General features: G+C 36.0%; 26 protein-coding genes. 7 read left to right on the top strand and 19 right to left on the bottom strand.

The window, feature by feature from the left end; genetic code table 11:
* The first annotated feature begins 82 nt into the window (after positions 1–82).
* Complete coding sequence (locus MKX78_RS04855) at positions 83–1,402, top strand: alkaline phosphatase (RefSeq protein ID WP_095370387.1); 1,320 nt, start codon at positions 83–85, stop codon at positions 1,400–1,402.
* Positions 1,403–1,442: 40 nt separating this feature from the next.
* Here MKX78_RS04855 and MKX78_RS04850 read toward each other — a convergent pair whose 3' ends face one another.
* The 9 genes from MKX78_RS04850 to MKX78_RS04810 all read right to left on the bottom strand — a co-directional run bounded on the left by MKX78_RS04850 (position 1,443) and on the right by MKX78_RS04810 (position 8,609).
* On the bottom strand, positions 1,443–1,823 hold the full coding sequence (locus MKX78_RS04850; RefSeq protein WP_095370388.1) for an SLAP domain-containing protein: 381 nt from the start codon (positions 1,821–1,823) through the stop codon (positions 1,443–1,445).
* A 587-nt stretch (positions 1,824–2,410) separates the two neighbouring features.
* Positions 2,411–2,620, bottom strand: coding sequence for a hypothetical protein (locus tag MKX78_RS04845; protein ID WP_095370390.1), 210 nt, complete (start codon positions 2,618–2,620; stop codon positions 2,411–2,413).
* 162 nt (positions 2,621–2,782) lie between these two features.
* The gene (locus tag MKX78_RS04840) at positions 2,783–3,643 is read right to left on the bottom strand and encodes a helix-turn-helix domain-containing protein (protein ID WP_224934713.1); all 861 of its coding nucleotides are present in this window, start codon (positions 3,641–3,643) and stop codon (positions 2,783–2,785) included.
* Positions 3,644–4,214: 571 nt separating this feature from the next.
* Positions 4,215–5,198, bottom strand: a complete 984-nt coding sequence (locus MKX78_RS04835) for a DUF4871 domain-containing protein (protein ID WP_341050059.1) — start codon at positions 5,196–5,198, stop codon at positions 4,215–4,217.
* The gene (locus MKX78_RS04830) at positions 5,191–5,736 is read right to left on the bottom strand and encodes a sigma-70 family RNA polymerase sigma factor (protein ID WP_341050057.1); all 546 of its coding nucleotides are present in this window, start codon (positions 5,734–5,736) and stop codon (positions 5,191–5,193) included. The genes MKX78_RS04835 and MKX78_RS04830 overlap by 8 nt, the downstream gene beginning before the upstream one ends.
* Before the next feature lie 63 nt (positions 5,737–5,799).
* The gene (locus tag MKX78_RS04825) at positions 5,800–7,077 is read right to left on the bottom strand and encodes a histidine--tRNA ligase (protein ID WP_341050055.1); all 1,278 of its coding nucleotides are present in this window, start codon (positions 7,075–7,077) and stop codon (positions 5,800–5,802) included.
* A 226-nt stretch (positions 7,078–7,303) separates the two neighbouring features.
* Positions 7,304–7,654: a hypothetical protein gene (locus MKX78_RS04820; protein WP_095370393.1), complete on the bottom strand. Its 351-nt coding sequence runs from the start codon at positions 7,652–7,654 to the stop codon at positions 7,304–7,306.
* A 24-nt stretch (positions 7,655–7,678) separates the two neighbouring features.
* Positions 7,679–8,137, bottom strand: a complete 459-nt coding sequence (locus MKX78_RS04815; protein ID WP_157733777.1) for a DUF3888 domain-containing protein — start codon at positions 8,135–8,137, stop codon at positions 7,679–7,681.
* Between the two features lie 55 nt (positions 8,138–8,192).
* Positions 8,193–8,609, bottom strand: coding sequence for an NUDIX hydrolase (locus MKX78_RS04810; protein ID WP_341050053.1), 417 nt, complete (start codon positions 8,607–8,609; stop codon positions 8,193–8,195).
* A 412-nt stretch (positions 8,610–9,021) separates the two neighbouring features.
* Here MKX78_RS04810 and MKX78_RS04805 point away from each other — a divergent pair, with 412 nt between their 5' ends.
* From MKX78_RS04805 to MKX78_RS04790, 4 genes are all read left to right on the top strand, one after another.
* Entirely contained in the window at positions 9,022–9,579 is a 558-nt protein-coding gene (locus MKX78_RS04805; RefSeq protein WP_328200060.1) for a copper resistance CopC family protein, read from the top strand.
* A gap of 3 nt (positions 9,580–9,582) precedes the next feature.
* On the top strand, positions 9,583–10,683 hold the full coding sequence (locus MKX78_RS04800; protein WP_095370397.1) for a copper resistance D family protein: 1,101 nt from the start codon (positions 9,583–9,585) through the stop codon (positions 10,681–10,683).
* 389 nt (positions 10,684–11,072) lie between these two features.
* Complete coding sequence (locus MKX78_RS04795; protein ID WP_095370398.1) at positions 11,073–11,357, top strand: autorepressor SdpR family transcription factor; 285 nt, start codon at positions 11,073–11,075, stop codon at positions 11,355–11,357.
* Entirely contained in the window at positions 11,338–11,976 is a 639-nt protein-coding gene (locus MKX78_RS04790; protein WP_095370399.1) for an SdpI family protein, read from the top strand. Before MKX78_RS04795 ends, MKX78_RS04790 begins: the two co-directional genes overlap by 20 nt.
* Positions 11,977–12,024: 48 nt before the next feature.
* Here the strand turns inward: MKX78_RS04790 and MKX78_RS04785 are convergent, their stop codons facing one another.
* From MKX78_RS04785 to MKX78_RS04770, 4 genes are all read right to left on the bottom strand, one after another.
* Positions 12,025–13,674, bottom strand: coding sequence for an SLC13 family permease (locus MKX78_RS04785; RefSeq protein WP_307317273.1), 1,650 nt, complete (start codon positions 13,672–13,674; stop codon positions 12,025–12,027).
* Positions 13,675–13,829: 155 nt separating this feature from the next.
* Entirely contained in the window at positions 13,830–14,159 is a 330-nt protein-coding gene (locus tag MKX78_RS04780) for a DUF3870 domain-containing protein (RefSeq protein ID WP_095370401.1), read from the bottom strand.
* Positions 14,160–14,225: 66 nt separating this feature from the next.
* Positions 14,226–15,335, bottom strand: a complete 1,110-nt coding sequence (locus MKX78_RS04775) for a muconate cycloisomerase family protein (protein WP_307317276.1) — start codon at positions 15,333–15,335, stop codon at positions 14,226–14,228.
* A 572-nt stretch (positions 15,336–15,907) separates the two neighbouring features.
* Positions 15,908–16,489 (bottom strand): TetR-like C-terminal domain-containing protein, encoded by a 582-nt coding sequence (locus tag MKX78_RS04770; RefSeq protein ID WP_095370403.1) that lies wholly within the window; start codon positions 16,487–16,489, stop codon positions 15,908–15,910.
* Positions 16,490–16,649: 160 nt separating this feature from the next.
* Here MKX78_RS04770 and MKX78_RS04765 point away from each other — a divergent pair, with 160 nt between their 5' ends.
* Positions 16,650–17,402, top strand: coding sequence for an SDR family NAD(P)-dependent oxidoreductase (locus MKX78_RS04765; protein WP_095370404.1), 753 nt, complete (start codon positions 16,650–16,652; stop codon positions 17,400–17,402).
* A 122-nt stretch (positions 17,403–17,524) separates the two neighbouring features.
* Here MKX78_RS04765 and MKX78_RS04760 read toward each other — a convergent pair whose 3' ends face one another.
* The gene (locus MKX78_RS04760; protein ID WP_095370405.1) at positions 17,525–17,965 is read right to left on the bottom strand and encodes a cytidine deaminase; all 441 of its coding nucleotides are present in this window, start codon (positions 17,963–17,965) and stop codon (positions 17,525–17,527) included.
* Positions 17,966–18,065: 100 nt separating this feature from the next.
* Here MKX78_RS04760 and MKX78_RS04755 point away from each other — a divergent pair, with 100 nt between their 5' ends.
* Complete coding sequence (locus MKX78_RS04755; protein WP_341050046.1) at positions 18,066–18,596, top strand: topology modulation protein; 531 nt, start codon at positions 18,066–18,068, stop codon at positions 18,594–18,596.
* 25 nt (positions 18,597–18,621) lie between these two features.
* On the opposite strand, the gene MKX78_RS04750 is transcribed toward MKX78_RS04755, so the two are convergent.
* Genes MKX78_RS04750 through MKX78_RS04730 form a run of 5 tightly spaced genes read right to left on the bottom strand, consistent with a single transcriptional unit; the run spans position 18,622 to position 23,794 of the window.
* The gene (locus tag MKX78_RS04750) at positions 18,622–20,025 is read right to left on the bottom strand and encodes an amidase (RefSeq protein WP_341050044.1); all 1,404 of its coding nucleotides are present in this window, start codon (positions 20,023–20,025) and stop codon (positions 18,622–18,624) included.
* 16 nt (positions 20,026–20,041) lie between these two features.
* Entirely contained in the window at positions 20,042–20,875 is an 834-nt protein-coding gene (locus MKX78_RS04745; protein WP_307317288.1) for an ATP-binding cassette domain-containing protein, read from the bottom strand.
* Positions 20,865–21,899 carry an ABC transporter ATP-binding protein gene (locus tag MKX78_RS04740; protein WP_341050040.1) on the bottom strand — a complete coding sequence of 345 codons (1,035 nt, stop codon included), beginning with the start codon at positions 21,897–21,899 and terminating at the stop codon, positions 20,865–20,867. The genes MKX78_RS04745 and MKX78_RS04740 overlap by 11 nt, the downstream gene beginning before the upstream one ends.
* Before the next feature lie 26 nt (positions 21,900–21,925).
* Positions 21,926–22,819, bottom strand: a complete 894-nt coding sequence (locus MKX78_RS04735; protein ID WP_341050037.1) for an ABC transporter permease — start codon at positions 22,817–22,819, stop codon at positions 21,926–21,928.
* 6 nt (positions 22,820–22,825) lie between these two features.
* Positions 22,826–23,794: an ABC transporter permease gene (locus MKX78_RS04730; RefSeq protein WP_307317294.1), complete on the bottom strand. Its 969-nt coding sequence runs from the start codon at positions 23,792–23,794 to the stop codon at positions 22,826–22,828.
* Positions 23,795–23,800: the final 6 nt, after the last annotated feature.

Genomic DNA, 23,800 nt, shown 5'->3' with positions numbered 1-23,800 from the left:
CTTTTTTCACCCTCTCTTTATCAACCGTTAAAAATTCGACCTTATAGTTATCTTGTACAAACCATTTTAGGGGGGAAGAAACATGTTGAAAAAGACTTGGAAAAAGAAACTATTGTCACTCGCACTTGTATCTACCATTGCTGTCGGGGGCATCTCTACCGTACTACCTGAGCAAGAAGTAGAAGCGAAAGGAAAGCCAAAGGGGAAAGATAAAGCACAAAATGTCATTTTCCTTATTCCTGACGGTTTTTCCGCGGCCTATGCAACAAACTATCGTTGGTATAAAGGTGAGGATACCGTTCTTGACTCGATGAACATCGCGATGCAACGTACATACTCAGCGAACTCCAATATTACAGATTCAGCAGCTGCCGGAACGGCGATGGCAACTGGCGTAAAGACCAATAATGGTATGATAAGCACCGATCCGACTGGTAAAGAACTAAAAACAATTTTGGAAGAAACAGAAAGGAAAGGGAAATCATCTGGGCTAGTTGCCACTTCAACGATTACCCATGCGACTCCAGCAGCTTTTGCTTCACATGTCGCTTCTCGTGCAGATGAAGCAGATATTGCCCCTCAATTACTCGACAATGATGTGGATGTCATCTTAGGTGGAGGACAAAAATACTTTACTGACGAATTAATTGATGAAGCGAAAGACGAGGGCTACCAATTAGTTACAAATAAAAGAGAATTGGATCGTGTGAAGAAAACGAATAAAGTGCTTGGTTTATTTGCCGAAGAAGGAATGGCACCGGAGCTTGATCGCGAAGACACACAACAGCCTAGTCTAGCAGACATGACAGAAACGGCTATCGATACATTGAAAAAGAATAAAAACGGCTTCTTCTTAATGGTGGAAGGAAGTCAAATTGACTGGGCAGGGCATGCGAATGATGCAGCATGGGCAATGAAAGACAGCGAAGCATTTGAAGAAGCTGTCATTGAAGCAATGGATTTCGCTAAGAAAGATGGCAATACGCTTGTTGTTGTTGCTGGAGATCATGATACAGGCGGAATGTCTGTTGGCGGTTACGGAAATGGTAGTGCAAATGTGGAAATGCTACGAGATGTGACGGCTACAGGTGACTATATGGCATCCAAACTTAATAAGAAACGGACAAACGCTAAGAAAGTGCTAAAAGAATATGCAGCGATTGATTTAACGAAAGCTGAAGTCAATGCAATCAAAAATGCTGATAATCCAGCTTCATCTATCAATCAAATCATTTCAGAAAGAGCATCTGTCGGTTGGACAAGTACCGGCCATACAGGAATTGATATCCCCGTTTATACTTATGGCCCAGGATCAGAACTGTTTACTGGCACAATGGAAAATACAGACCTACCAGTAAACATGGCAAAAGCGATGAAAATGAACTTTAAGCCTGGAAAATAAAAATGAAACAAGCCATCTCCAATCAGTTGGAGATGGCTTTTTAATCTACTAAAACTAACCTTCCTGCGCCTCTTTCTAGTACATCCCCTGCACCCGGAAATATAAACGTCCATGGCATTGACGTATTTGGCTCAACATGTATTTGATTCGTTGTAAAAATATGTTGAGCAAGTTGGGTTCCATCCTCAGCTAAATAAGACACAACAGTATGCTCTAAAACAAAAGCTTCTTTCGTTGTATTTTGAATTAGTACCGATATCAATAAGTCCTCTCGGTGATTTTTTGCTTGCCAAATAGAGGTAAAACCAATCATTCCCTTTTGTAGATGAGGAACAGATTGACTATAAATCCCCTCAATCTCTTTACGGTCCTTTTCTGATAAGGTTGAGGCCCATTTTTCTTGAAAAACTAATGAATGCATTGCTTCATCCCTTTCCTATTAACTTAATATTAGACATTTAACTGATAGAAGTAAAATGAAATAAAATTACCTTAATTAAGAAGGACAAGCTTTAACGGACGGTTCGAATAGTAAGGACATTATTAGAATAACCTTATTTTTACTAGGATTGGACAAAGACAATCCTATAAAATTTAAAAGTGCTTAGGCATGAACTCAATTTAACCTATTAAAAGCACCTCCATGTTCAATATACTTTACAAAACGAAGTCCTTATCTTGATTGTAGGTACTATTTATATAACCTATTCTATATAAGAACAGTGCAAAAACTCTTAACAAAGGATACATTAGCGAAAGCGCTTGGCTATCACTTGCCACAAACCAACTGGCTAGAACCTTATCCCCTTTTAAAAATCCTGATAAAAGCACGTGGACAACAAAGTTGAAAAAGTATTGTCATTTACATAATTAAAGAGGAAATAAATTTAATCGCCAAAACAGTCATGATTACAGTCATAACGGCATGGGTAAAGAAAAAAAAGGGAACCACACAAGATTTGTGTGGTTCTACAATGAAGATAGATTCATTTGACTAGCTACCGAACATCAATTCACTTTTCTATGTTGCTGATTTAACTTCTGGATAATAGTCTGATAAAACTCCACTTTTTCCTTCTGCAACAAAAACATCTGATGATTAGGGTTCTCCTCTTGCATTGGTCGTAAATCATCAAACAACGTTTTATGAACATTTACAACATCCTTAAGAATATCAATAACGGCATCTAATTCCTTTTCATTCAATCTCTGTGACATAACGAGTCCATCTTTCTATATTTGAATTGAGTTTCTTATTTCCACTTGAAAATGAGTTTAATATATTTTTTACCTCCCTACTTGATATAGTATGAGTTTTATTTATTCAATATTTTAACTCAATTTTCTAGATAGGATAAATTCATGTCATATTTGAAAACACTAATGTTCTAAAAACTTCTCTAAATATTCTTCGTGGTTTACTGCTAATAGGATTGAACCTAAATCATGCATAATTTGTATTGCACTTTTACATTTTTCAATTCCTTTTTCTTTTTTCTGTGTTTTTATATCGTACAAACCTTTTAAGAATAATAGTTTGGTTTTCTCAAAATATAGGACTTTATTTTCAAGCATTTCATCTACTATCTTGATAAAATATAATGATTCTGAAATTCTGTTGCCTTCAATACAAAAAACAGTTGCATTTAACAATATACCTACAACTTCATCTCTATTTACATTTAAATTCATATAAAGTTTAGACCTTTTAAGTATCTCTTTCGAAAACAAAATAACTGAATCAAGTGTTAATATACTCAAAGAATTCCCAAACAAAATATTTTCATAATAACCCCATGTTTCAACAGACAGCAAATAATCACTCAAATAGGTTTTATCTTCGGCTGATATATCGTATTGATTTCTCAAATCACAAACTAAGGCACTAATCATTATTGAGTTAAGTTTATATGTATTTCTTTTGGTTTCACTATATTTTGCTAATTCCTTTTTTTTAAGGGTTTCTAATAAAATAATATTATTACTTTCATACGCAGATCTTACGTTATCTAACATTACTTCGTGTTCCATAAGTTTGTAATCATTTGCAATAAAACGAAATTCTTCTAATGTTATATTCATCTTATTAAGTAATGAATAAAACTTAGAAAGAGAAATATCTGATTCATCACGTTCGAATTTTGATAAAAATGAGACACTAATATCTCCTTGTGCTATATCTTTTAATGAGAGGTTTTTTGCCAGCCGTATGGTTCTAAATACATGACCAATTTTATTCATAGTATCCTCCGATTTTCATATATGAAAAAAAACAGGAATTATTATTTATTTATATTATCATTATTAGGAATAAATTCATACAAAGGTGGTATGTAAATTGTTAAAAATTATCTTCAAATTACTCACAACTAGCTTGGGCATAACAGTAATTATCGGTGCGAGAAGCATCATTACTACTTTATAGATTTAATACTATTTTCTCCTAGAGCCCTATCAGGGTTCATTCTTTTTATAGGGCTTCCTACATGTTATTTTACATTTTTTACACATTACATAATAATCTATAGTGTATTACTAAATAAAAAGCTATACAGTTTACAACCAACAAAGAATTAACCTTCGTAACCAGCGAATCATACTTTACTTCAATATATATCTACTATCTACATTATTTTTTTATTTCTCTACAAAACCCTACTAAGGTATTTTTCCTTCAATACAAATATCAGAATTCTAGTTTGCTTAACAATAAGCATGAGTTAACTATCTATTTACCTTTTCGTTAATAATTAAATTATAAGAAAAATAGTCCTGAATAAACAGAACTATTTAACTATTTCTTCATTCAACTTCATTTAATATTTAATATGATAGTATCAAATAGTTTTTCATTAGTGTATAGAAGTAGTGCCCATTGTCCAGTTTTTGGTAACCTTACAGATGAAGGGGCATGTGCAGCTGCTTTATTATTACTACCCGATAAGTCCATTGACCATCCTGTCGTTAATATTTGATGCACGGTTTTCGAATCTTTATGATATCCGACAACAGTTAATTCTGTTTTTGTCGGGTCCTTTATCCCCCAAAAATGCCACATCCACTTTTGATTGTGTTCAACACTTGGTAAGTCGGCACCAATGATACCAGTTTTATTTTCATTACCTATCATATTTTCATTAAATTCTATCGCTTTCTCATTCCAATCAATATTTCGAATCTCATCTTTATTTACGAAAAGAGGTAGATCGTAATCTGGAACATATAGAACAACATCCCCATAATATTGATTATCAAATTGAATTTCTAATTTCCATATGCCTGTTTCGGGTAACGCAAATACTGTAGTAAATCGATTTAAGCTGTCGTATCCAGATGAAGGTTGGGTAATGGCTTCTGTTGTTAATACAGTTATCCTCTCCCCATTACTTTTATTTATGGCATAGATGGCTAGTTCCTTTCCCTCATACTTTTTAAAAGGTTCTTTAAATGAAAATAAATAGCTATATTCACCATTAACCGCTAAATTTGGATCAGGGAAGACTGAAAACAATTCACGACTATTAATGCTAAAAGTATGTCTAACATCCCATGTTCCATTTATCATCATATCATTCATTTTTGTAAAAATAGGCTGTTTAGATAATACAAATAGAATAAAAAAAGTAGTTGCTATTGTAGCGATGTAAAGAAGAAATTTATGTTTAACTGGTTTCCTTGGCTGATACTCAGATTTTATTTTTTCTTTAATTTTTATTTTCTGTGTAGTGGTAAAATGCTCTCCTTTTAGCAGAGAAGTATCCATTGCTTCTCTCAACTTCTTTAATTCCTTATCCATGCACTTCTCTCCCCTCCATCAATACCCTTAATTTTCCCCTCGCTCTTTTTAATCTTGTTTTCAAAGTATTTTCATTCACATTGAGGATATGACTAATTTCCACAATTGAAAGCCCATCATAATAATATAAGATGATGACTTCACGATACTTAATAGGAAGTGATAATACAGAGGCTGATAAGAAAAATCGTTCATTATTCTGAATCATTTGTATCTCAGGAGGTCGCTCTATACTTTGTTTCAACTCCAATATACTCGAATTAAAAATCATTCTAAACCTATTCGAGTGCTTTAGTATATCTTTACTCTTATTAATCGTCACCCTGTATAACCAAGCCTTCAAAGAGTGTATTTCTTCTAATGTGTCAAAATGCTTATAGCAAATAATTAAAACATCTTGAATCACATCTTCTGCTAAATTCCAATCCTTTAAATAGTTAAAGGCTAACTTTGTTAAAGCTTCTCCATAATTATCCATAACCTTTTCGAACCAAATATCATGTTCATGATTAAAAGAACTCTCCGTATTCCCTGTCACCTCATCACCTCTATTTTCTCATACCCTTAAGACGACCAAAGTTCTTTTTCGTTTCAAATTTTTTCATTTAAAAAGAAAAACTACCTCTACCTCCTCCCCCGTTCCCATATCTTTCACGTTGTACTTATTGTTCTTCACTTCATTTTCGCCAATAATAATGACTTTTTTTATGTTTTCTTTATTTGCACGTTCAAGTGCTCTGCGAAGCTTCATTTTACTCATTTCTAGCAATACATTGTATCCTTTTTTCCTTAAGTCATTGGCAACTGTTAATGCCTCGATATTTTTACTAAGTGGTATCACATAATAATCAACTGGAGAGGGGCTTAAATCCTGAACATTTCTCGCTATGAATGCTGTAGAAATGACATCTAAACCAAAGGATATTCCCACTGTTGGCATGGTTTCATTTGTGCCAATAAGACCTCCAATCGCTTGATCGTATCTTCCTCCACTACCAATACTTGATGTAATTGTTTTATCCACAAGAAAGATTTCATAAATTGTGCCGGTGTAAATTTCTAACCCTCTCGCTAAAAAAGGATTAAAATTACATTGTCCCTCTATAGATAAGGCCTGCAAAAAACTTTCTAGTTCAGCGATTTCTTTGACCCCTTCTTGTACTTGAGTGGATTCATAAGATTCAAAAGAAGATAACGTTGAGTTTTCCTCATCTTCTAAAAACCTTTGAATACTACTTAATGTATTTCCTGAGAGATTGAGATGATTAAGTTCTTTCATCACGCCATCGGCACCAATCTTATTCAGCTTATCAATGACCAATATCACTTGATTGAGTTGGCCTTTATCGACTCCAAAGAGTGCCAACATTCCGCTTAGGTATTTCCTATTATTATATTGAATCTCCACCTGAAGACCAATTCTCTCAAACGCATCAAGGGCCATAAGCATTAATTCGGCTTCTGCCATCTGACTTTCAATGCCAGTTACATCTACATCACATTGGGTAAACTCTCTAAGTCTGCCCGTTTTAATAGGACCGTCCCGAAAAACCTTCCCAATTTCGTAACGTTTAAAAGGCATCCTCAATTGAGGGTTCATCGCTATCACTTTAGCAAATGGAATGGTTAAGTCATACCTCAGAGCCAGTTCTCTTCGTCCTCTGTCGGATAAATTGTACATTTCCTTAAGGATCTCATCTCCACCGCTATATTTGGAAGCCATTAATTTTGAATAATTCAGTATCGGTGTCTCTAGCGGTTCACATCCGTATTGAACGAATACCTCCTCCAATGTTCGAGTAATGTCTCTTCTCACCTTTGCAATTTCCGGTAAATAATCTTGCGTCCCTTTTACGTTTTGTTCTTGCATTTTCTTCATTCTACATTCACCTTTTTTATATAATAAAAAAACCGCACTTGATATAAGTGTGAACTTAATCAAATACGGTTGAATGAAAAATAGCCTTCCTATTTACGATTTTCAAGATCGAAATAGCAAAGCTAGATTATATGATGATGCAATTGTGAAAATGAGCAATTATCTTTTATAGGCATCATTCTTCACCTCAATTTTTTTATTAATCTATCATATATTCCTTCATTTATCAAATTGAATTGACTGAATTATATTTTTTCTTATGAAGAGTCATCAAAATCAAACTTATTAAATATAATAACCAAGCTAAACCAGCTATAGCGAAGAATCCTGGGGTTAATGCAAAGTAAAGTGAACAGGGCAATGACCAAATAACAGCAATGAGCATGATGAACTGATTCGAGACCCTTATAAATATAATAATGAACAAAGCAGGGAGTGCCAACAAGAAGAAGGTTAATAAGGCTGTACCTATTCCTACAAAGTCAGAAGAATAAGGGTTAAAAAAAGTAAACATTCCCCAAATTATCATACTTATTAATCCCGCTATGAACCCGACCACTCTAGATATCTCTTTCAACCCAATCTCCTCTCTTCCATTGAACTAACTCCCCTTATACACAGCCTCTCTATGTTTATAATCTAATAACTCAACTTCCGTAGATGCTAAACTCTTATTGTTTTTCTGTGTGTTTAAGGATTGAGGCGAAATGCCAAAAGTAATTGTATCAATACCCAATTGACTAGACTTATTATTATCATATGGCAATACCGTTAAACTAATCAGAAAAGAATGTCCTAGTTCATTACCTTTCTTCCATTGCTTCATTTCAACAACGTTATAGTCTTTTGCTTGCCAGTCAAATTGGATTACAGTATCCTTTTTATAATAATCATTTACTGCATTCCTTACCTCATCATTCAATATAGCTAATACAAACTGGTCTACCACTTGTTCCTTATCTTTGGCATCATGTTGTTTATACTCTTCAGCATGTACCTCCTCCAGACTTACATGGCAAGCGAGTAAATATATAAGCAGAAAAATGGCGAATTTTCTCATGAAAAACATCTCCTTTTTAACCATTTTTTGCTAACGGGGACCGTTTTATACGATACTAATTTCCCTCAAAATAATAAAGTGCAGATTGTTTTAATAAATAACGAATACCCTTTTGATGATAAGGCATCCAAGATTCCGCTTCTGCGATACTCATCCATCTCACCTCTTCTATCGTCTCCCTATCATTTATTTCAATCTCTCCACCAATGACTTTCGCCTTAAAAGTAAAGAAAATCGCATGAAAATTTTCCTGTTCCATAAAAGCTTCATTAATTGAGACAATATCGCCAAGTTCAATATCCAAACCTGTTTCTTCCTTCGTTTCTCTAATTGCTGCCTCTAACAATGTTTCTCCTTTCTCTACCCCTCCACCAGGTGGGGACCAATTATTATGTTTAATATTCTTTACCATCAAGATATTTTCTTCGTTTTTATCGACAATCAGTGAATAAGCTACATCTACTCGATTCATTAACCTTTCTCCTTTTGTAATTATTTTCATCATTTAGATTTTAACGACAAAAGATGATAAGAACAATATTTTAATTGGCAAGAAATATATATGTGGGATTTATGGAAAGATAAAAAGGATTCGACGTACAACCTAAGGTAATTAGTTACAGGATATTTACATACAAATTCCATATTTTCTACACATTAATGTCATGAATCTAACATTTTTTCTACATTGGTGTTCTCATTTTTAATTGATTGTGTTTAATTGTTAAGTAAAGGGGCCGCCTATCGCTACTTAAGAGATTGTTTTGTCATAGCAGTATTTTAGAAATTCACAAAAACGACACCAATCGTACACAGGTAAAAGGTTGTATCTCCTTTCCCAATTTAGTACGCTAATTACGAAAAAAAGTTTTGGAGGTCATGATATGAAAAAATTATCTATGCTACTGTTCGTAGTGACATGTTTATTAATTAGCACAAATACCGCTTTTGCACATACTCATTTAGATAGTTCAAACCCTGAAGATGGTGCGACTGTTACAGAATCAATTGATACGATTCAATTATATTTTGACACTGTTATAGAAGATAATGCTTCTTTGCAAATTGAAAATAGTGAAGGAGAAGTAGTCGAGGCGAGTGACATCACTGTTAAGGAAGATGAGTTAATTGCTACTTTCTCTGAACCAATCGCTAACGGTAATTATACGGTAAGCTGGGAAATCATCGGAGTAGATGGTCATATTATGCAAGAATCTTACGGCTTTGAAGTCAATGTTCCTGAAGAAGAGGTAGAAGAAGATACAGCAGAAATTGCTCCAACTACAGAAAATGAGGAGCCAACTGTAGAAGAAGACGAGACAACACCATCCAACGAAACAGCGGATGAAACGGAATCAAACTCAAACGGGTTATTGATTGGTATCATCCTTGTTGCCATTGTTGCGATTATTGCGATCATCTTATTAAAAAGGAAAAAATAAACGATGTTTTTTATAACCATTTTGAGTGAGGCACTTCTCTATTTATGTTTTGCTCTCCTTGCAGGCACCTTTATTTTACGATGGGTGCCTGCAAATTCTAAGCCACCTGTAAATGTATCCATCTCAATACAATTAGTGGCGACAATGGGGATTGCCGTATTATCTTTCATTCCCTTAATACAATTAGTTACCCATCTCACCAAACTTGATGGGCTGGGTTCTGCCTTTGAAAATATATTACTCAGTTTCCGCGTAGGGAATGCTTGGCTTTTCACATTCATCATTTGTATCGTTCTGGCATTTTACATTACCCTTTTTGGTGAGGATAAAAGAAAGATTTCCATTATTGGAGAAATGATTCTTCTCTTCCTTCTTACCATCGGTGTAGCCTGGTCAAGCCATGCTGGCAGTATACAAGGAGTTTATGGGATTGGAATTCATGCCCTTCATCTAATTGCCGTTTCTACTTGGGCAGGGGTATTACTCGTCGTATCCTGGTTTTCACGGCAAACAACTAGTTGGTTGCCTTTTCTAAAATGGTTCCATCTAACAGCCATTATCTGCTTTTTACTAATTGTTTTAAGTGGTATTCTTCTAACGAATGTGACGACTGCTGAAACAGATTATAAAGATGCCTTATTGGTTTCATATGGTCAAGGCCTATTGCTAAAACTACTTTTTGTTATGCCTTTAACTGTTTTCGCTTTGATCAATGGGTTTTGGATGAAACACCGCCTAAAAAGAGAGTCTTCATTCAACCCGAAGCCATGGGTTCGTGCAGAATTTCTTATCATAACCATTATCTTTATCCTTACAGGTATTTTTAATGAGCAGTCTCCCCCAATGAACATTGACAATCTAATTGCTCATAGTGGCTATGCACCGATATTAAATCTGTTCTATCAAGGAACACTTGAAGGAATTTCAGTTTCATTTATTTTCACTGAAGTGGGCATCATATTCGGCATTCTTGCCCTTAGCTGCCTTGGTGGAAGCTTAGTCCTCTTTAAAATGAAACAACATGTTGCACTTTCCTTTTTAGCTTCTGTTTTATTTGTATTAATGGCTTACTTCGCAATGATACAAAGCATCGCAGTTAATTAACATTGCAACTATCTGTAACACGAAAAAATATTGGTTTAACATTAACATTTTTTCGTGTTATTTTTTTTCGCTTCTTTCAATTTCATATGATTAAAGCAATGTTTGACCTCATTTTTTAGCCTATTACTTCTTCTTATTCAGGTCATTCTCCTTAATACACTTCCCTTTCAATTTGAATGATACATGGCCCCCTTTTTACAATCACTTATATAACGATTATGATTCATTCCAAAACGATCTATACATTCATAATGGGGGATGAATATTCCTAAACCCAGAGCCCATCGCAAACCTATTTAGAAATTTTTCGAAACAGATAGTGATTTTTTACATATCATGTTATATAATCTATTTAGAGATATTTCTAAATAGATTAAAGAGGTGTTATCGTGGGGTTTCCAGATACATTTAAGGCTCTTTCAGACCCTGTGCGTAGAGAGATTCTTGTCTTACTGAAAGATAAAAAGCTATCTGCCGGTGAGATTGGGAAGCATTTTGAAATGACAGGAGCAACCATTTCTTATCACTTATCACAGCTAAAAAAGGCAGATCTTATACTTGAAAGCAAGTATAAGAACTTCATTTATTACGAATTAAATATTTCTGTATTTGAAGAAATTATGCTGTGGTTTACACAATTTGGAGGGAAAGAAAATGACAAGAAAAATGAATAGGACACTTGTGATTACGACGTTACTTTGTTTACTTCCTATTATTCCTGGCTTGATTGTATATCCTGATTTACCTGATCAAATCGCCATCCACTGGAATACAGCAGGTGAAGCTGATAATTTCACCTCTAAGGCCATTGCTGTGTGGGGATTGCCCCTATTAATGGCCGCCATTCACTTATTTACTATTTTTATGATAAATAATGACCCAAAGAAAGAAAATACCGCTAAAGCACTCAAACAATTAATTATATGGTTAATTCCAATTATGACTCTTATCATCGTACCCATCACCTTATTCAAAGCACTCGGCTATGACATCCGTATTGAATCTATTGCCCCTATTCTGGTAGGACTCATTTTCATCATTTGTGGAAATTATATGCCTAAAAGTAAGCAAAATTTCACGGTAGGAATCAAGCTACCTTGGACACTTACAAGTGAGGAAAATTGGAATAAAACCCATCGATTAGCCGGTTATTTGTGGATTATTGGTGGGCTTGGTATGATACTCACTGGATTTATCAACTTTGCTCAGATTCTGATCATGATTATTTTAGTTGTGATTATTGTCATCATACCAACTGTTTATTCTTTTGTGCTCTATAAAAAAGGGATATAAGTATAACAAAAGCCTTCTCCTATATAAGGAGTAAGGCTTTGTTTTATTTTATTTCAAAGCTGATGGATATTCGAACAAGTTCAGATCAAATACCATTGGATATAGGAAGTATACAAATAAAATAATCAGTACAGTGGCTAAAATGGTAACTAGTGTTCCTCTTCTTAACATATCAACAATCGTTACTTTCCCTGTACCAAATATAATTGCTTGAGATGGTGTACCAATCGGTAGCATAAAAGCAAAACCAGCACCTAAAGCAACAGCTGTCATTAATGGTAACGGATGTGCATCAATTGCTAACGCAAGCGTAGCCGCAATAGGTACAAATATAGTTGTCACAGCAGTATTAGGTGCAATCTGAGTAATACCAATTGCTAATAAGGTCGATATAGCCAGAATGACAATATATGGCGTTCCTTCTAACAATAATAGCTGACTACCAACCCATGATGATAGATCCGTTTGACTGAATCCAGCCGCAATGGCTAAACCTCCTCCGACCAAAAGCAAGACATCCCAAGGCATTTTCTTAAGAGAATCCTGACCGAGTAATCTTCCTCCGTGCTTTTTAGATGCTGGGATTAAATAAAGTAATAAGGCACCGGTAATCGCAATCATTGTGTCACTTATGCCCGGAATGATATCCGTCCAGAGGAAAGATCTTGTTAACCACATAAAAGCCGTTAACGTGAATACTAACCCTACTGCCTTTTCCTCAAAACTCATTTTTCCGAGATTTTCCTTCTCATCTATTACGAATTGTTTTCCTGATTGCAGGCTTTTAACATTCATGGGGTAGGCGATTTTAGTTAAATAAAAAGCTGTTGCAATACCTAGAATGAGGATCATTGGAAAAGCAAACAAAAACCATTTAGCAAATGATATTTCTATACCGAACATTTCAGTTACTAATCCTGCCAATATCAGATTCGGTGGCGTTCCAATCAGTGTCGCGCTTCCTCCGATAATTCCACCAAAGCCAATAGAGAAAATGATAGATTGAGTGAACTTCTTTTCTTCTGCAAAAGTATACTGTCCCTCTTTTTTCATTAATTCTCCTACTTTGAAAGCAATCGCTGTTCCTATCGGTAACATCATCATTACAGTCGCCACATTAGAAATCCACATAGAAAGAAAACCTGTTGCGAACATAAATCCATATACTAAACCTGACGTACTTGTTCCTACAAGACTAATGATTGACAACGCGATCCTTTCATGAAGATTCCATTTCTCAATCGCAAGCGCAATCGCAAACCCGCCAAGAAAGAGGAAAATATTAGGATCGCCATAACTACTTGCTGCTTCACTACCAGATATTGCTCCTAATAAAGGTAATAATACAATCGGTAACAAGGAGGTTAATCCTAAAGGCATGACCTCCAAAATCCACCACGTTGACACCCAGGCTGTAATAGCCAGGACTGCTTTTCCTTCATCACTCAATCCATTTAATGGAAGTATCAACCAGATCATGAAGAATAGAACAGGACCTAATAGTAATCCGATAACCTGACTAGTTTTATACGAACCTGGATTGTTTTTACGATTATTCTTTTCCTCTTTAGCGCTTGATGAGGTTGATGTCACACTTGTCTCTTTCACTTCACGTAAACTAGCAAATGTTAATAAATCCTTCGAACGCTTATGCGATTGCCAAAGCGTTTGATTCACTTGTTTAAATAGATTACTCATTTTATCTAACTCCTTTTTTAAAAACGCTTTCATTATGGGTAAAAAAAATGGCCCTCCAAAAAGCAACACAGTTAATAAGTGCTCTTTTTAAAAGGCCGAATAGTTTATCTAGTTTTATTTCAAGTAGAGTCTTGAAATCGTAAATAAACGGGCAATTATTCAATTGGTTTTTTTAGAAACGTATCACGATACTTCTGGTGCGCGACTTTTAAGGCTACAATTAAAGCTTGTTGTGAAGGAATAATACAGTTCATCTCTATATCTAAAATCAAGTCTGATATATCTATACTAAAATCTGTCCCAATAATCATTCTCTTCAAATAATCTTTGGCAAGTCCTGTCATAAAAGTAGAATCGACATTAACGATTGTATGACTTTGTTTATTTATCTCTAGCATGATTCCAATCTGTTTATTATTTTCATACATAGGCGTATTTTGGGGAGCCTTCGCATACGCAGTTAAGAAAGCTGTTGACATCGCCATTTATAACACTCCTTTAACCATACAGTTAATTATATTCTATCAGAATATTCTGCCCTAACCACTTTTTTATCTTTGGTAAAATTCAACTTTATCCTTATCTATTTCCATTCCAAATCCATGACCGTCTGGAATAATTAACTCAAAATTTTCGAAGCGCAAATTGTCTACTGTTATACGATCCTTAAATAATAAAGGACCAAACAATTCAGTACCAAATGTAAATTCACCTATTGTAGAGTAAACCGAAGCACAGACAGCTGTTCCTAATGTTGATTCAATCATTGTCCCACCATAAAGGCCAAATCCAGCACCTTCAGCAATAGCTGCTACCTTCTTCGTTTCTAATAATCCACCATGCTTACACGGTTTAAGGGCAATGCTATTCCCCGCACGCAGTTTAGTAATCTGAAAAACATCATGGATAGAATTAGCTGCTTCATCAGCCATAATTGGAACAGCATATTTCTCTGTTAATCTAGCCATTCCCTCTAAGTTCCAAGTGGGTAATGGCTGCTCTACCATTGAAACACCACCTTCTTGAAGTGCTGCAATACAATAATCAGCAGTTGTTTCATCCCATGCCTGATTAATATCTACCGTTACTCTTGCTCGATCACCTACGGAGCGAATAATCTCCAATACATGGTTCACATTTTTATATGGATCGCCCTTCCCTATCTTTAATTTAAAAATTCTATGACGTTTTTCCTCTAAAAATCGTTCCGCCTCTGCGATGTCTTTAGCTGTATCGCCACTTGCCAATGTCCACGCAAGTGGGAGAGAAGAATGGATTTTCCCTCCAAGTAATTCATATGCTGGTAATTGTTTTTCTTTTGCAGCTAAATCAATTAACGCTGACTCGACTACAGATTTAGCGAAATAATTCCCTCTAACCACTTTATTTAAATCGGCCATTATTTTCGCGTAATCATTTGCATTTTTACCAATCAAATGCGGTGTAATGTAAGTATCAATATTGACCTTAATCGCTTCCGGTGTACCTTCTCCATAAGATGCACCGCCGATCGTAGCTACTTCTGCCCAACCTTCTTGACCTTCTTCGTTTTGAATACAAACCAATACTATCGCTTGTTTAGTAATTGTGTGCATCGCCAACTGATGTGGTCGAATTGTTGGAATATCTAAAATAAAACTGTTAACTGAACGAATCTTCATTCTGTTCTCTCCCTTTGACAATCCATAAAAAACCTTCTAAATAAATGGATAGCAGTACACCATCTATATTTCAAAGGACGGGCGTTTACTAATGGAGATTAAAAAAGGGAATTTTTAATCGTTAATAAACAGGCTGCTTTACAGAAGTTCTTTTTTAAAATCATTGTTCCTAAAATTAAATCCATATCTGGTTACATCATTCATGCATCTCTAACGATTCCATTTATCTCCTATGCTCTTTTCAAAACTAGTAATTGGAGATATGCGTACATGCTTCATGATGGAGTATTTCCACTCTGAAGCTTTCATTTAATATATTGATTACATATTAACTTTTCAAAGCGCTTACATGATTATTGTCACAAAACTAACTACTCTCGTTTACCCATACCAATATAAATAGGCTATCTCAAATACAACTGTCACCATACATTTGACAGTTATAGTTTAAGATAGCCATTCGTTCATTAGTTATTATTAAAGAAGGTTATTCTCTAATAGCTAATGAATAGGCATTAAGTTTGATTAGTTACTATTATAATCTCTAATTCTGAATTTTCAAGTACTTTTTTCTATTTTAAATAAAAAGGTCCCTTCGCCGCTATTAAGGTCAATTCTTCTGCAAGTTTTTGCGATGATATCGGAAATCCCTCTTCTAGCCACCATACAATGGACCCAATCGTACCGCTTAGAATATGAACTTCCCTTACTTTTCTCTCCGATTCGCTTAAGGTAGGAGTTTGTGTGACCGTACCAAAACCTTGGTTAGTAAATTTAATCATCCATTCTCTTAAAGCTACTGTAAATAATGGCAAACGATGCTCAACTAATAAGCAATGATAAAGCTCTTGTTCACTTTTAATATATTCTAATAATTGCACTAAACCTGGATAAGGCTCTTGTAGTGATTTATGTTCTGGAAGAGAAGGAACACTATTTACGATATCCGACCAATGTTGGAAAAGGCGATTAACATAATAGGTAACAAAAGCTTGTAAATCGGCAAAATGTAAATAAAAGGTCGTGCGGTTGATTTTCGAAGCTTCCGTTAGCTTCTTAATATTGATTTGCTCGAGGGCATCTGATTGGAGTAAATTTGTAAACCCTTTGCACAACAAATCAAAAGTTTGCAACACCCTTGGGTCTTTTATCACGAAACCACCATCCTCAACACATACTTTATTTATGTCTATCTTCTTAGAAAAGAAGGTTTCTTTGTACCTAACAACATCTCAAATAGTTTATCATTTAAATAGACAAGGTGTCTAACACTGAACTTGTCGACCAATTTTATTCGCAAAAGGGGATGTTTATATGAGTAAGAAAACAGCAGTTATAACAGGTGCAGGTGGAGGAATTGGACGCGCTTCTGCGATTAAATTAGCAGAAGACGGTTTTAACTTAGTTATCGTTGACTTCAATGAAACAATTGCCAATGAAACACTCGATCTAGTAAAAGAAAAAGGCGTAGAAGCCATTTTCATTAAAGCAGATGTATCTAATGCGGATGATGTTAATCATTATGTCCAAAAAGCAGTGGATACTTTCGGCACCATTGATGTATTTTTCAATAATGCTGGAGTTGTACAAAAATTCTCGATGTTCACTGATATCGAAGAATCCGAATTCGATCGTGTGATGAATATTAATACTAAAGGAGTATTCCTTGGTATGAAAGCGGTTTTAAAAGTGATGGAACAACAAGGCCATGGACACATCATCAATACCGCTTCTACTGCAGGCGTTCGCTCTGAGCATAGTGCTGCAGCCTATTCTGCAAGTAAACATGCTGTAGTTGGTTTAACAAAAGGGGCTGCACTCGAATATGTATCAAAAGGGATCCGTGTAAATGCCATCTGTCCTGGTGGCGTAGCCACTCCGCTGACTAAAGGAGTGGAAGAGCAAATGAAAACAACTGGTTATGTCCCTGCTGAAATCAGTGTGATGCGTATGGGTAGATATTCTGAACCTCAAGAAATCGCGAACGTGGTGAGCTTCTTAGCATCTGATGCATCAAGCTACATGACTGGGACAACAGTGATGGTTGATGGTGGCTTGACACTATAATTTTCCATAATAAACCACACCTAGCACAAAATCAATTTTTAAAATGATTTTATGAAGGGTGTGGTTTTATTACTACTTGCACAAATGTCTTTATTTGATTATATCTATACATTAATCCTTAATCAACGCAACTTTTCTACATTGCTAGTAAAGCTCTCGATTTCTTCAGCTGGATAAGCATTTGTCCAATGAAAAGGTTGAAGTTCACCTAAAGGAACAAACTTAAGTAGCTTTTCTTTTGTCGTTACTCCGACTCTCACTTCCGGTCCCCAATAGCGCAAACGCTCTTGACAAATACCACATGGTGAAAGAACTTTAAAGGGGCTATTCTCATTATCACGGACGACACATAAACAATGTGTGACATCAATATTGAATTTATGTGCTTCACAAATGGCACCAACTTCAATACATAACTCCGTACTAGCGTTAAACGTGACTGGTGCGACACTAATGAGATAACGTTCATCACCAGTATGAATCACAGCCGCTCCACCCCACCCTTTAGGATAGCGCTGTTCAATAAATGTGATGGCTCGATTGTACATTTCTTCTTCAATCATTCTATTTTCCTCCTACTTGACAGTTACTATCATTTTAAAGGAAAATGAAGCTCTCTAATAGCGTAAATAAGCTTATGTAGAAGAGGAGTGAGTGTATTGTATGAAAAAAATCATGGTTATAGGTGTATCTGCAGGTGTTGGCAAGTCCACTTTTGCTAGAAAACTTAGCAAGAAGCTACAAATAGATGTCCATCATTTAGATACCTTATACTGGCTCCCCAATTGGAAAGAATCAACAGAAGAGAGATTCGTACACCTTCAACAAGGCATTATAAAACAACCTGAATGGATTATTGAGGGGAATTACACTAGTACCTTCCCCATTAGAACAGCAGCAGCAGATACAATCATCTACTTAGAACTCCCTCTCTCCACCTGTCTCTACCGGATTTTTAAACGCCGTATCCAATTTCATAAAAGATCAAGACCTGATATAGCTGAAGGCTGTCATGAAAAAATTGACTGGATATTCTTTAAGTTTATCGTGACTACTTATTATAGAAGAAAGACAAAAATGCATGAGCGGTTTCGTAAATATAAAGATACTAAGCCAAATTTGAAGATAATCACACTTAGAAGTAGCAAGGAAATAGCAGCGTTTTTAACAAAAGGAAGAACTCTAGAGCCTTAACCCCTCTAGAGTTTCCCTTTGCAAATTACATCGTTTTCTCTATTTGATAAACTTCATTTCTCTCTAAATATGATACCCAACCCTCTGATTGTTCGTATACTTCACCGATGGCTAATACTTTCCCTTCCTCAAACATCCTTCCCATGATTTGGAACCCAATAGGTAGTCTTTCTGATGTAAAACCACAAGGAACCGACAATATAGGTAGCCCTAACAAATTCCCTAGTGGTGTCTTGCCTAATCGAAAAATATTATTCATCGATTCTTCGGGACCAACACTTCCAATATCAAAAGGCGGTATTATATTCGTTGGTGAAAAGAAGACATCAATTTGTTCTGCTTGCATTTTATGTTCGATATGTTGTTGGAAGGCTTGCTGATATTGTTTGGCCTGAATGTATTCACTTGCTAACACATCTTTTCCAGCTTGTAAGCGGAACTGTATATCCTCTCCATAGAGGTGTGATTTATCCATAAACATAGATTCATGAAAAGCATAGGCTTCTGCTTTAAAAATTATTTTTTGTGCTTGTAGCGCCTCCTGTATACCAACAATATCTACTTCAATTATTTCTGCTCCGAGATTTTCAAGCTTAGCTAATGCCTGATGAATATGAATGGCTATCTCTTCATCCATTCCTTCAAAGAAATACTCTTTGCAAATAGCTACTTTTACACCTTTTAAATCCTTCAGTCGGATACTAAGATCGACTTGTTCTAACTTTTTGGCATCTGCCATGACTTGAAGGAGTATACGACTATCAGCAACCGTTCTTGTCATTGGCCCAATATGGTCCAGACTCTTACTTAAAGGCGTACATCCATCGGTACTAATTAAATCATATGTTGGTTTTAAACCAACAACACCACATAAAGCAGACGGTAAGCGAATGGAACCTCCTGTATCCGTACCAATAGCAGCAAATGCCATCCCCGCTGCAACGGCTACAGCAGATCCACCACTCGATCCACCAGGAATTTTCAATATATTCCATGGGTTTCTTGAAGGACCATAATGAGGATTTTCTGTTGTCGCCCCCATCGCGAATTCATGAAGATTTGCCTTCCCTATTATAATTGCCCCTGCTTTTTTTAGTAGCTTTACGATTTCGGCATCCTTTTGGGACATGAAGTTTTCAAAGATTCTAGAACCAGAAGTAGTCACGCTCCCCTTCGTTTCAAATATATCTTTTAAGGCAATTGGTATGCCATGGAGTGGACCCCTAATAATCCCTTCTTTTAATTCTTTTTCAAGTACCGTAGCCTGCTCTAATGCATCTTCACTCATCAAAGTGATATATGCATTTAATACAGGGTTAATTGATTGAATCCGTTCAAGTAACTTTTTCGTTAAATCTATAGGCGATACTTCCTGAACCTTTAACATCTGTGCAACGGACTCAATATCTTTGAAAAACACATTTTCCATGTAAACCCCCTCCATTTTATATGACAGATTGCTTGCGATAGTAATCTCCTAAATCCCCATCTAATGTTAGAATGGAACTTAATAGTTTTTGTGTCACTTCATGTTGAGGCTTTCTAAACAAATCGATTGTAGGTGCCGTTTCTATCATTTTCCCCTTTGAAAGGACAGCTACACGATCACAGAAGTAAGCAACTAAATCTAAATTATGGGCTATAAAAAGGTAGGTTAATTGAAATTCTTTCTGTAGCTCTATTAAAAGATTCATAATCTGAGCTTTAACTGAAACATCTAAAGCTGATACAGGTTCATCTAGGACAAGAAATTTCGGTTTCACGATCAATGCCCTTGCAATACCTGCTCGCTGCCTTTGACCACCAGATAATTCATGTGGATATCGGTGGTAAAAGTCTGAACGCAATCCAACTACATCAAGCATTTCAATCACCTTTTTATACTGAATCTGAGCTTCATTACCGGGATAGAATTTATTCAAAGGATGAAGAATTTGCTCCCCAATCGTTTTTCTTGGGTTGAATGCCGAACCAGAGTCTTGAAATATGATTTGCATCTCGTTTCTTAACTTATCCATCTCTCCCTTCTTCATCGACAGAATGGACTTACCTTTATATTGAATGTCGCCAGCTGTTGCATCAATTAATCGCATCACCATCCGACCAATCGTTGTTTTCCCGGAACCAGACTCACCAATTAAACCAAACGTCTCTCCTCTCTTAATAGAAAAGCTTACCTTATTAACAGCTAGTATTTCCTTTCGTGGTACGAACAATGAACCTTTGTTACCATATACCTTTGTTAGACCACTTACATCTAATAAGGACTCACTTTGCATAGGATTCTCTCCTTTCAGTTAATAGACAACGAACGGCGTGGTTCAAATCAAGTGCATGCACTCTTTTAAGGTCTGGTTGTTTAGCATGACAAATATCTTTAGCCATATGACAGCGACTTGCAAATCGACAACCACTACTTATATTCATTAAATTGGGTGGCTCCCCTTTAATTTGAAATAACGGTTTCTTTCCCACATTATCTTGGAAAATCCAATCTAAATCGGGTATACAGTTGAGCAGACTATTTGTATAAGGATGTTGTGGATTGTAAATCACCTCACTCGTCTTCCCTTGCTCAACAATTTGTCCAGCATACATCACAGCCACACTTTCTGCTATTCTAGCAACTACGCCGAAATCATGTGTAATGATAAGAATAGCTGTCCCTAACTCACGATTAATCTTTTGGAATAGCTCAAGTACTTGCAATTGTACAGTGGGATCCAAAGCAGAAGTCGGTTCGTCTGCAATAATAAGATCTGGATCACAGGCGAGAGACATGGCAATAACTACCCTTTGTCTCAGTCCTCCACTCAATTGATGTGGTAATGATTGAAACACTCTTTTGGCTTCATCAATCCCCATCTCCTCTAATAAATATATGGCTTTTTCTATCGCCTCCCTCTTAGATAAATTTGTTTTATCTAAAATAATTTCGATAATCTGTTTACCCACACGATAAGAAGGATCTAGAGAAGTCATTGCATTCTGAGCAACGAGTGAGATTTTTTTTCCTCTAATCTTCTTCATCTCCTTCTGCCCAATGTCCAAAATACTTTTCCCTTCCACTTGAATTTCACCTTCATAGCTATCTAGTAAATTCTTCGTTATCATTTGTAAGATGGAATGGATAGTCATCGATTTCCCCGACCCTGACTCTCCTACTATTGCCATGATTTCACCATTATCAATCGATAGATTAATATCATCAAGTACTGTCATTGAACCGTCTGGTGTATGAATCTTCGTCGTTAAATGGCTTACATCTAGAAACGCTTGCTTCTTTCCTACCGCCTGAATCATTTCACCACCACATCCTTCATTTATTATCAAGCGACCATTGGTTTTTTAGCGGTCACATTTTCCTTTTTCACCTTCGACCTTTCATATGGATCGAGTGCGTTTCTCAATCCATCACCAATCATGCTAAAGGCAAACGACAGAATTAAAATCGCAATTCCTGGAAAGAAAGTAACAAAGGGATGTCCTAGCATTAGTAAATCACTACCGTCACTAGCCATTCTGCCCCAGTCAGCTTCAGGTGGCTGAACACCAAGCCCGATAAAGCTCAGACCAGCTACTGTCACAATCGTTACCCCAGCAAGTGTTGTACTATAGACAATTAGTGATGGCAGGACATTCGGTAAGATTTGTTTAAACATAATTTCCGTACGGCTCACACCAAAAGCCTTCGCTGCTTCAATGTATTCCTTCTGACTTTCTTGAAGGGTATCAGTATATACAACACGAGTCATATAAGGAATTCTGACAATGATCATCGCAATAATTACATTAAGTAAACCCGGTCCTAAAATCGCAGCAATAGCGATTGCTAACAACACGGCAGGAAATGCGAAGAAAATATCCATTAAACGCATAATGATATTGCCAACAATTCCTTGATAAAATCCTGCAATAATTCCTAATCCAATACTTATCATTGCCGCAATTACGACAGGGACAACTGCTGATATGAGTGATGTTTGTGTCCCAAAGATAATTCGGCTTAAAATATCTCTTCCTTGTTGATCTGTTCCTAATAGATGCCCATCTGTACCTGGTGGCATGAGCCTTATGCTACCATCAGCCACTTCATTCGGGTGATAAGGTGCGAGCCATGGAGCGAATAATGCGACTAAGAAAGCAATAATTATAATCAATGCACCAATTGTTGCTACTTTATCTGTTAAAAAAGCCTTATAGGCTATCTTCCATCCCTTCATATATCTTCACCCCGCATTAGATTTAATTGAATCCTGTAACTTTGGACTAAGCCATACATTTAAGAGATCAACAATAAGATTAACGATGACAAATGTAATGGCAATCAATAATATTCCTGCTTGTATCGTTGGATAATCATTTGATGTCACAGCAACATATAACGCTTGCCCAATGCCAGGCCAATTAAAAACAACTTCGCTAAATAGGGCGCCGCCCATTAGGTAACCCACTTGCATACCAGAAATATTAATGATTGGAGGCAAGGAGTTTCTTAATACATGTACAATATTTATCTTCGAATTTGATAATCCGAATGACTGAAAGTACTTCACATAATCCTTTTGCAACGTATCAATAATTGTACTTCTAGTCAGTCTAGCAATCACCGCTAATGAAACTGTTGATGTTGCGAAAGCTGGTAATAGTAAATGATGTAGTAAATCTGGTAATCCTCCAGGACTTCTCATATTGTACATGCCACTTACAGGGAATAATCCCATTTCTAAAGAGAAAAGCCACATAAGCATAAGCGCAATCCAAAACACCGGCATGCTCGCACCAATTAAAGCTACACCCATGCTTGCTTTATCAAAAATACTGCCCTTTCTTAATGCACTAATGAGTCCTAAGATTACTCCAAGAACCACACATATGAAGAGACTGGCAACAGTGAGAATCATACTGTTCAAAAATCGTGGGAGAAGCTCTTCTGTAATCGGTGTATGAAGTGTATGTGAATAACCTAAATCTCCCTGTAACAGATCCCCCATCCAGCTCGTATATTGCACAATCATCGATTCATTCAATCCCATTTCCACTCGCAATGCCTCAACCGCTTCAGTTGTCGCATCTCCTCCTAAAATCGACTTTGCAGGATCACCAGGAATTAATTGAATTAATAAAAAGACAAAGATGGTTACTCCTAAAAGTACAGGAATTGTTGATAATATTCGTTTGAATAAGAACCTTGTCATTTACTT

Origin of the sequence: Cytobacillus sp. FSL R5-0569 (assembly GCF_038007265.1) — a bacterium.
In the GTDB taxonomy this organism is placed as follows: domain Bacteria; phylum Bacillota; class Bacilli; order Bacillales; family Cytobacillaceae; genus Cytobacillus; species Cytobacillus kochii.
This window is presented reverse-complemented; position numbering and strand designations above follow the sequence as displayed.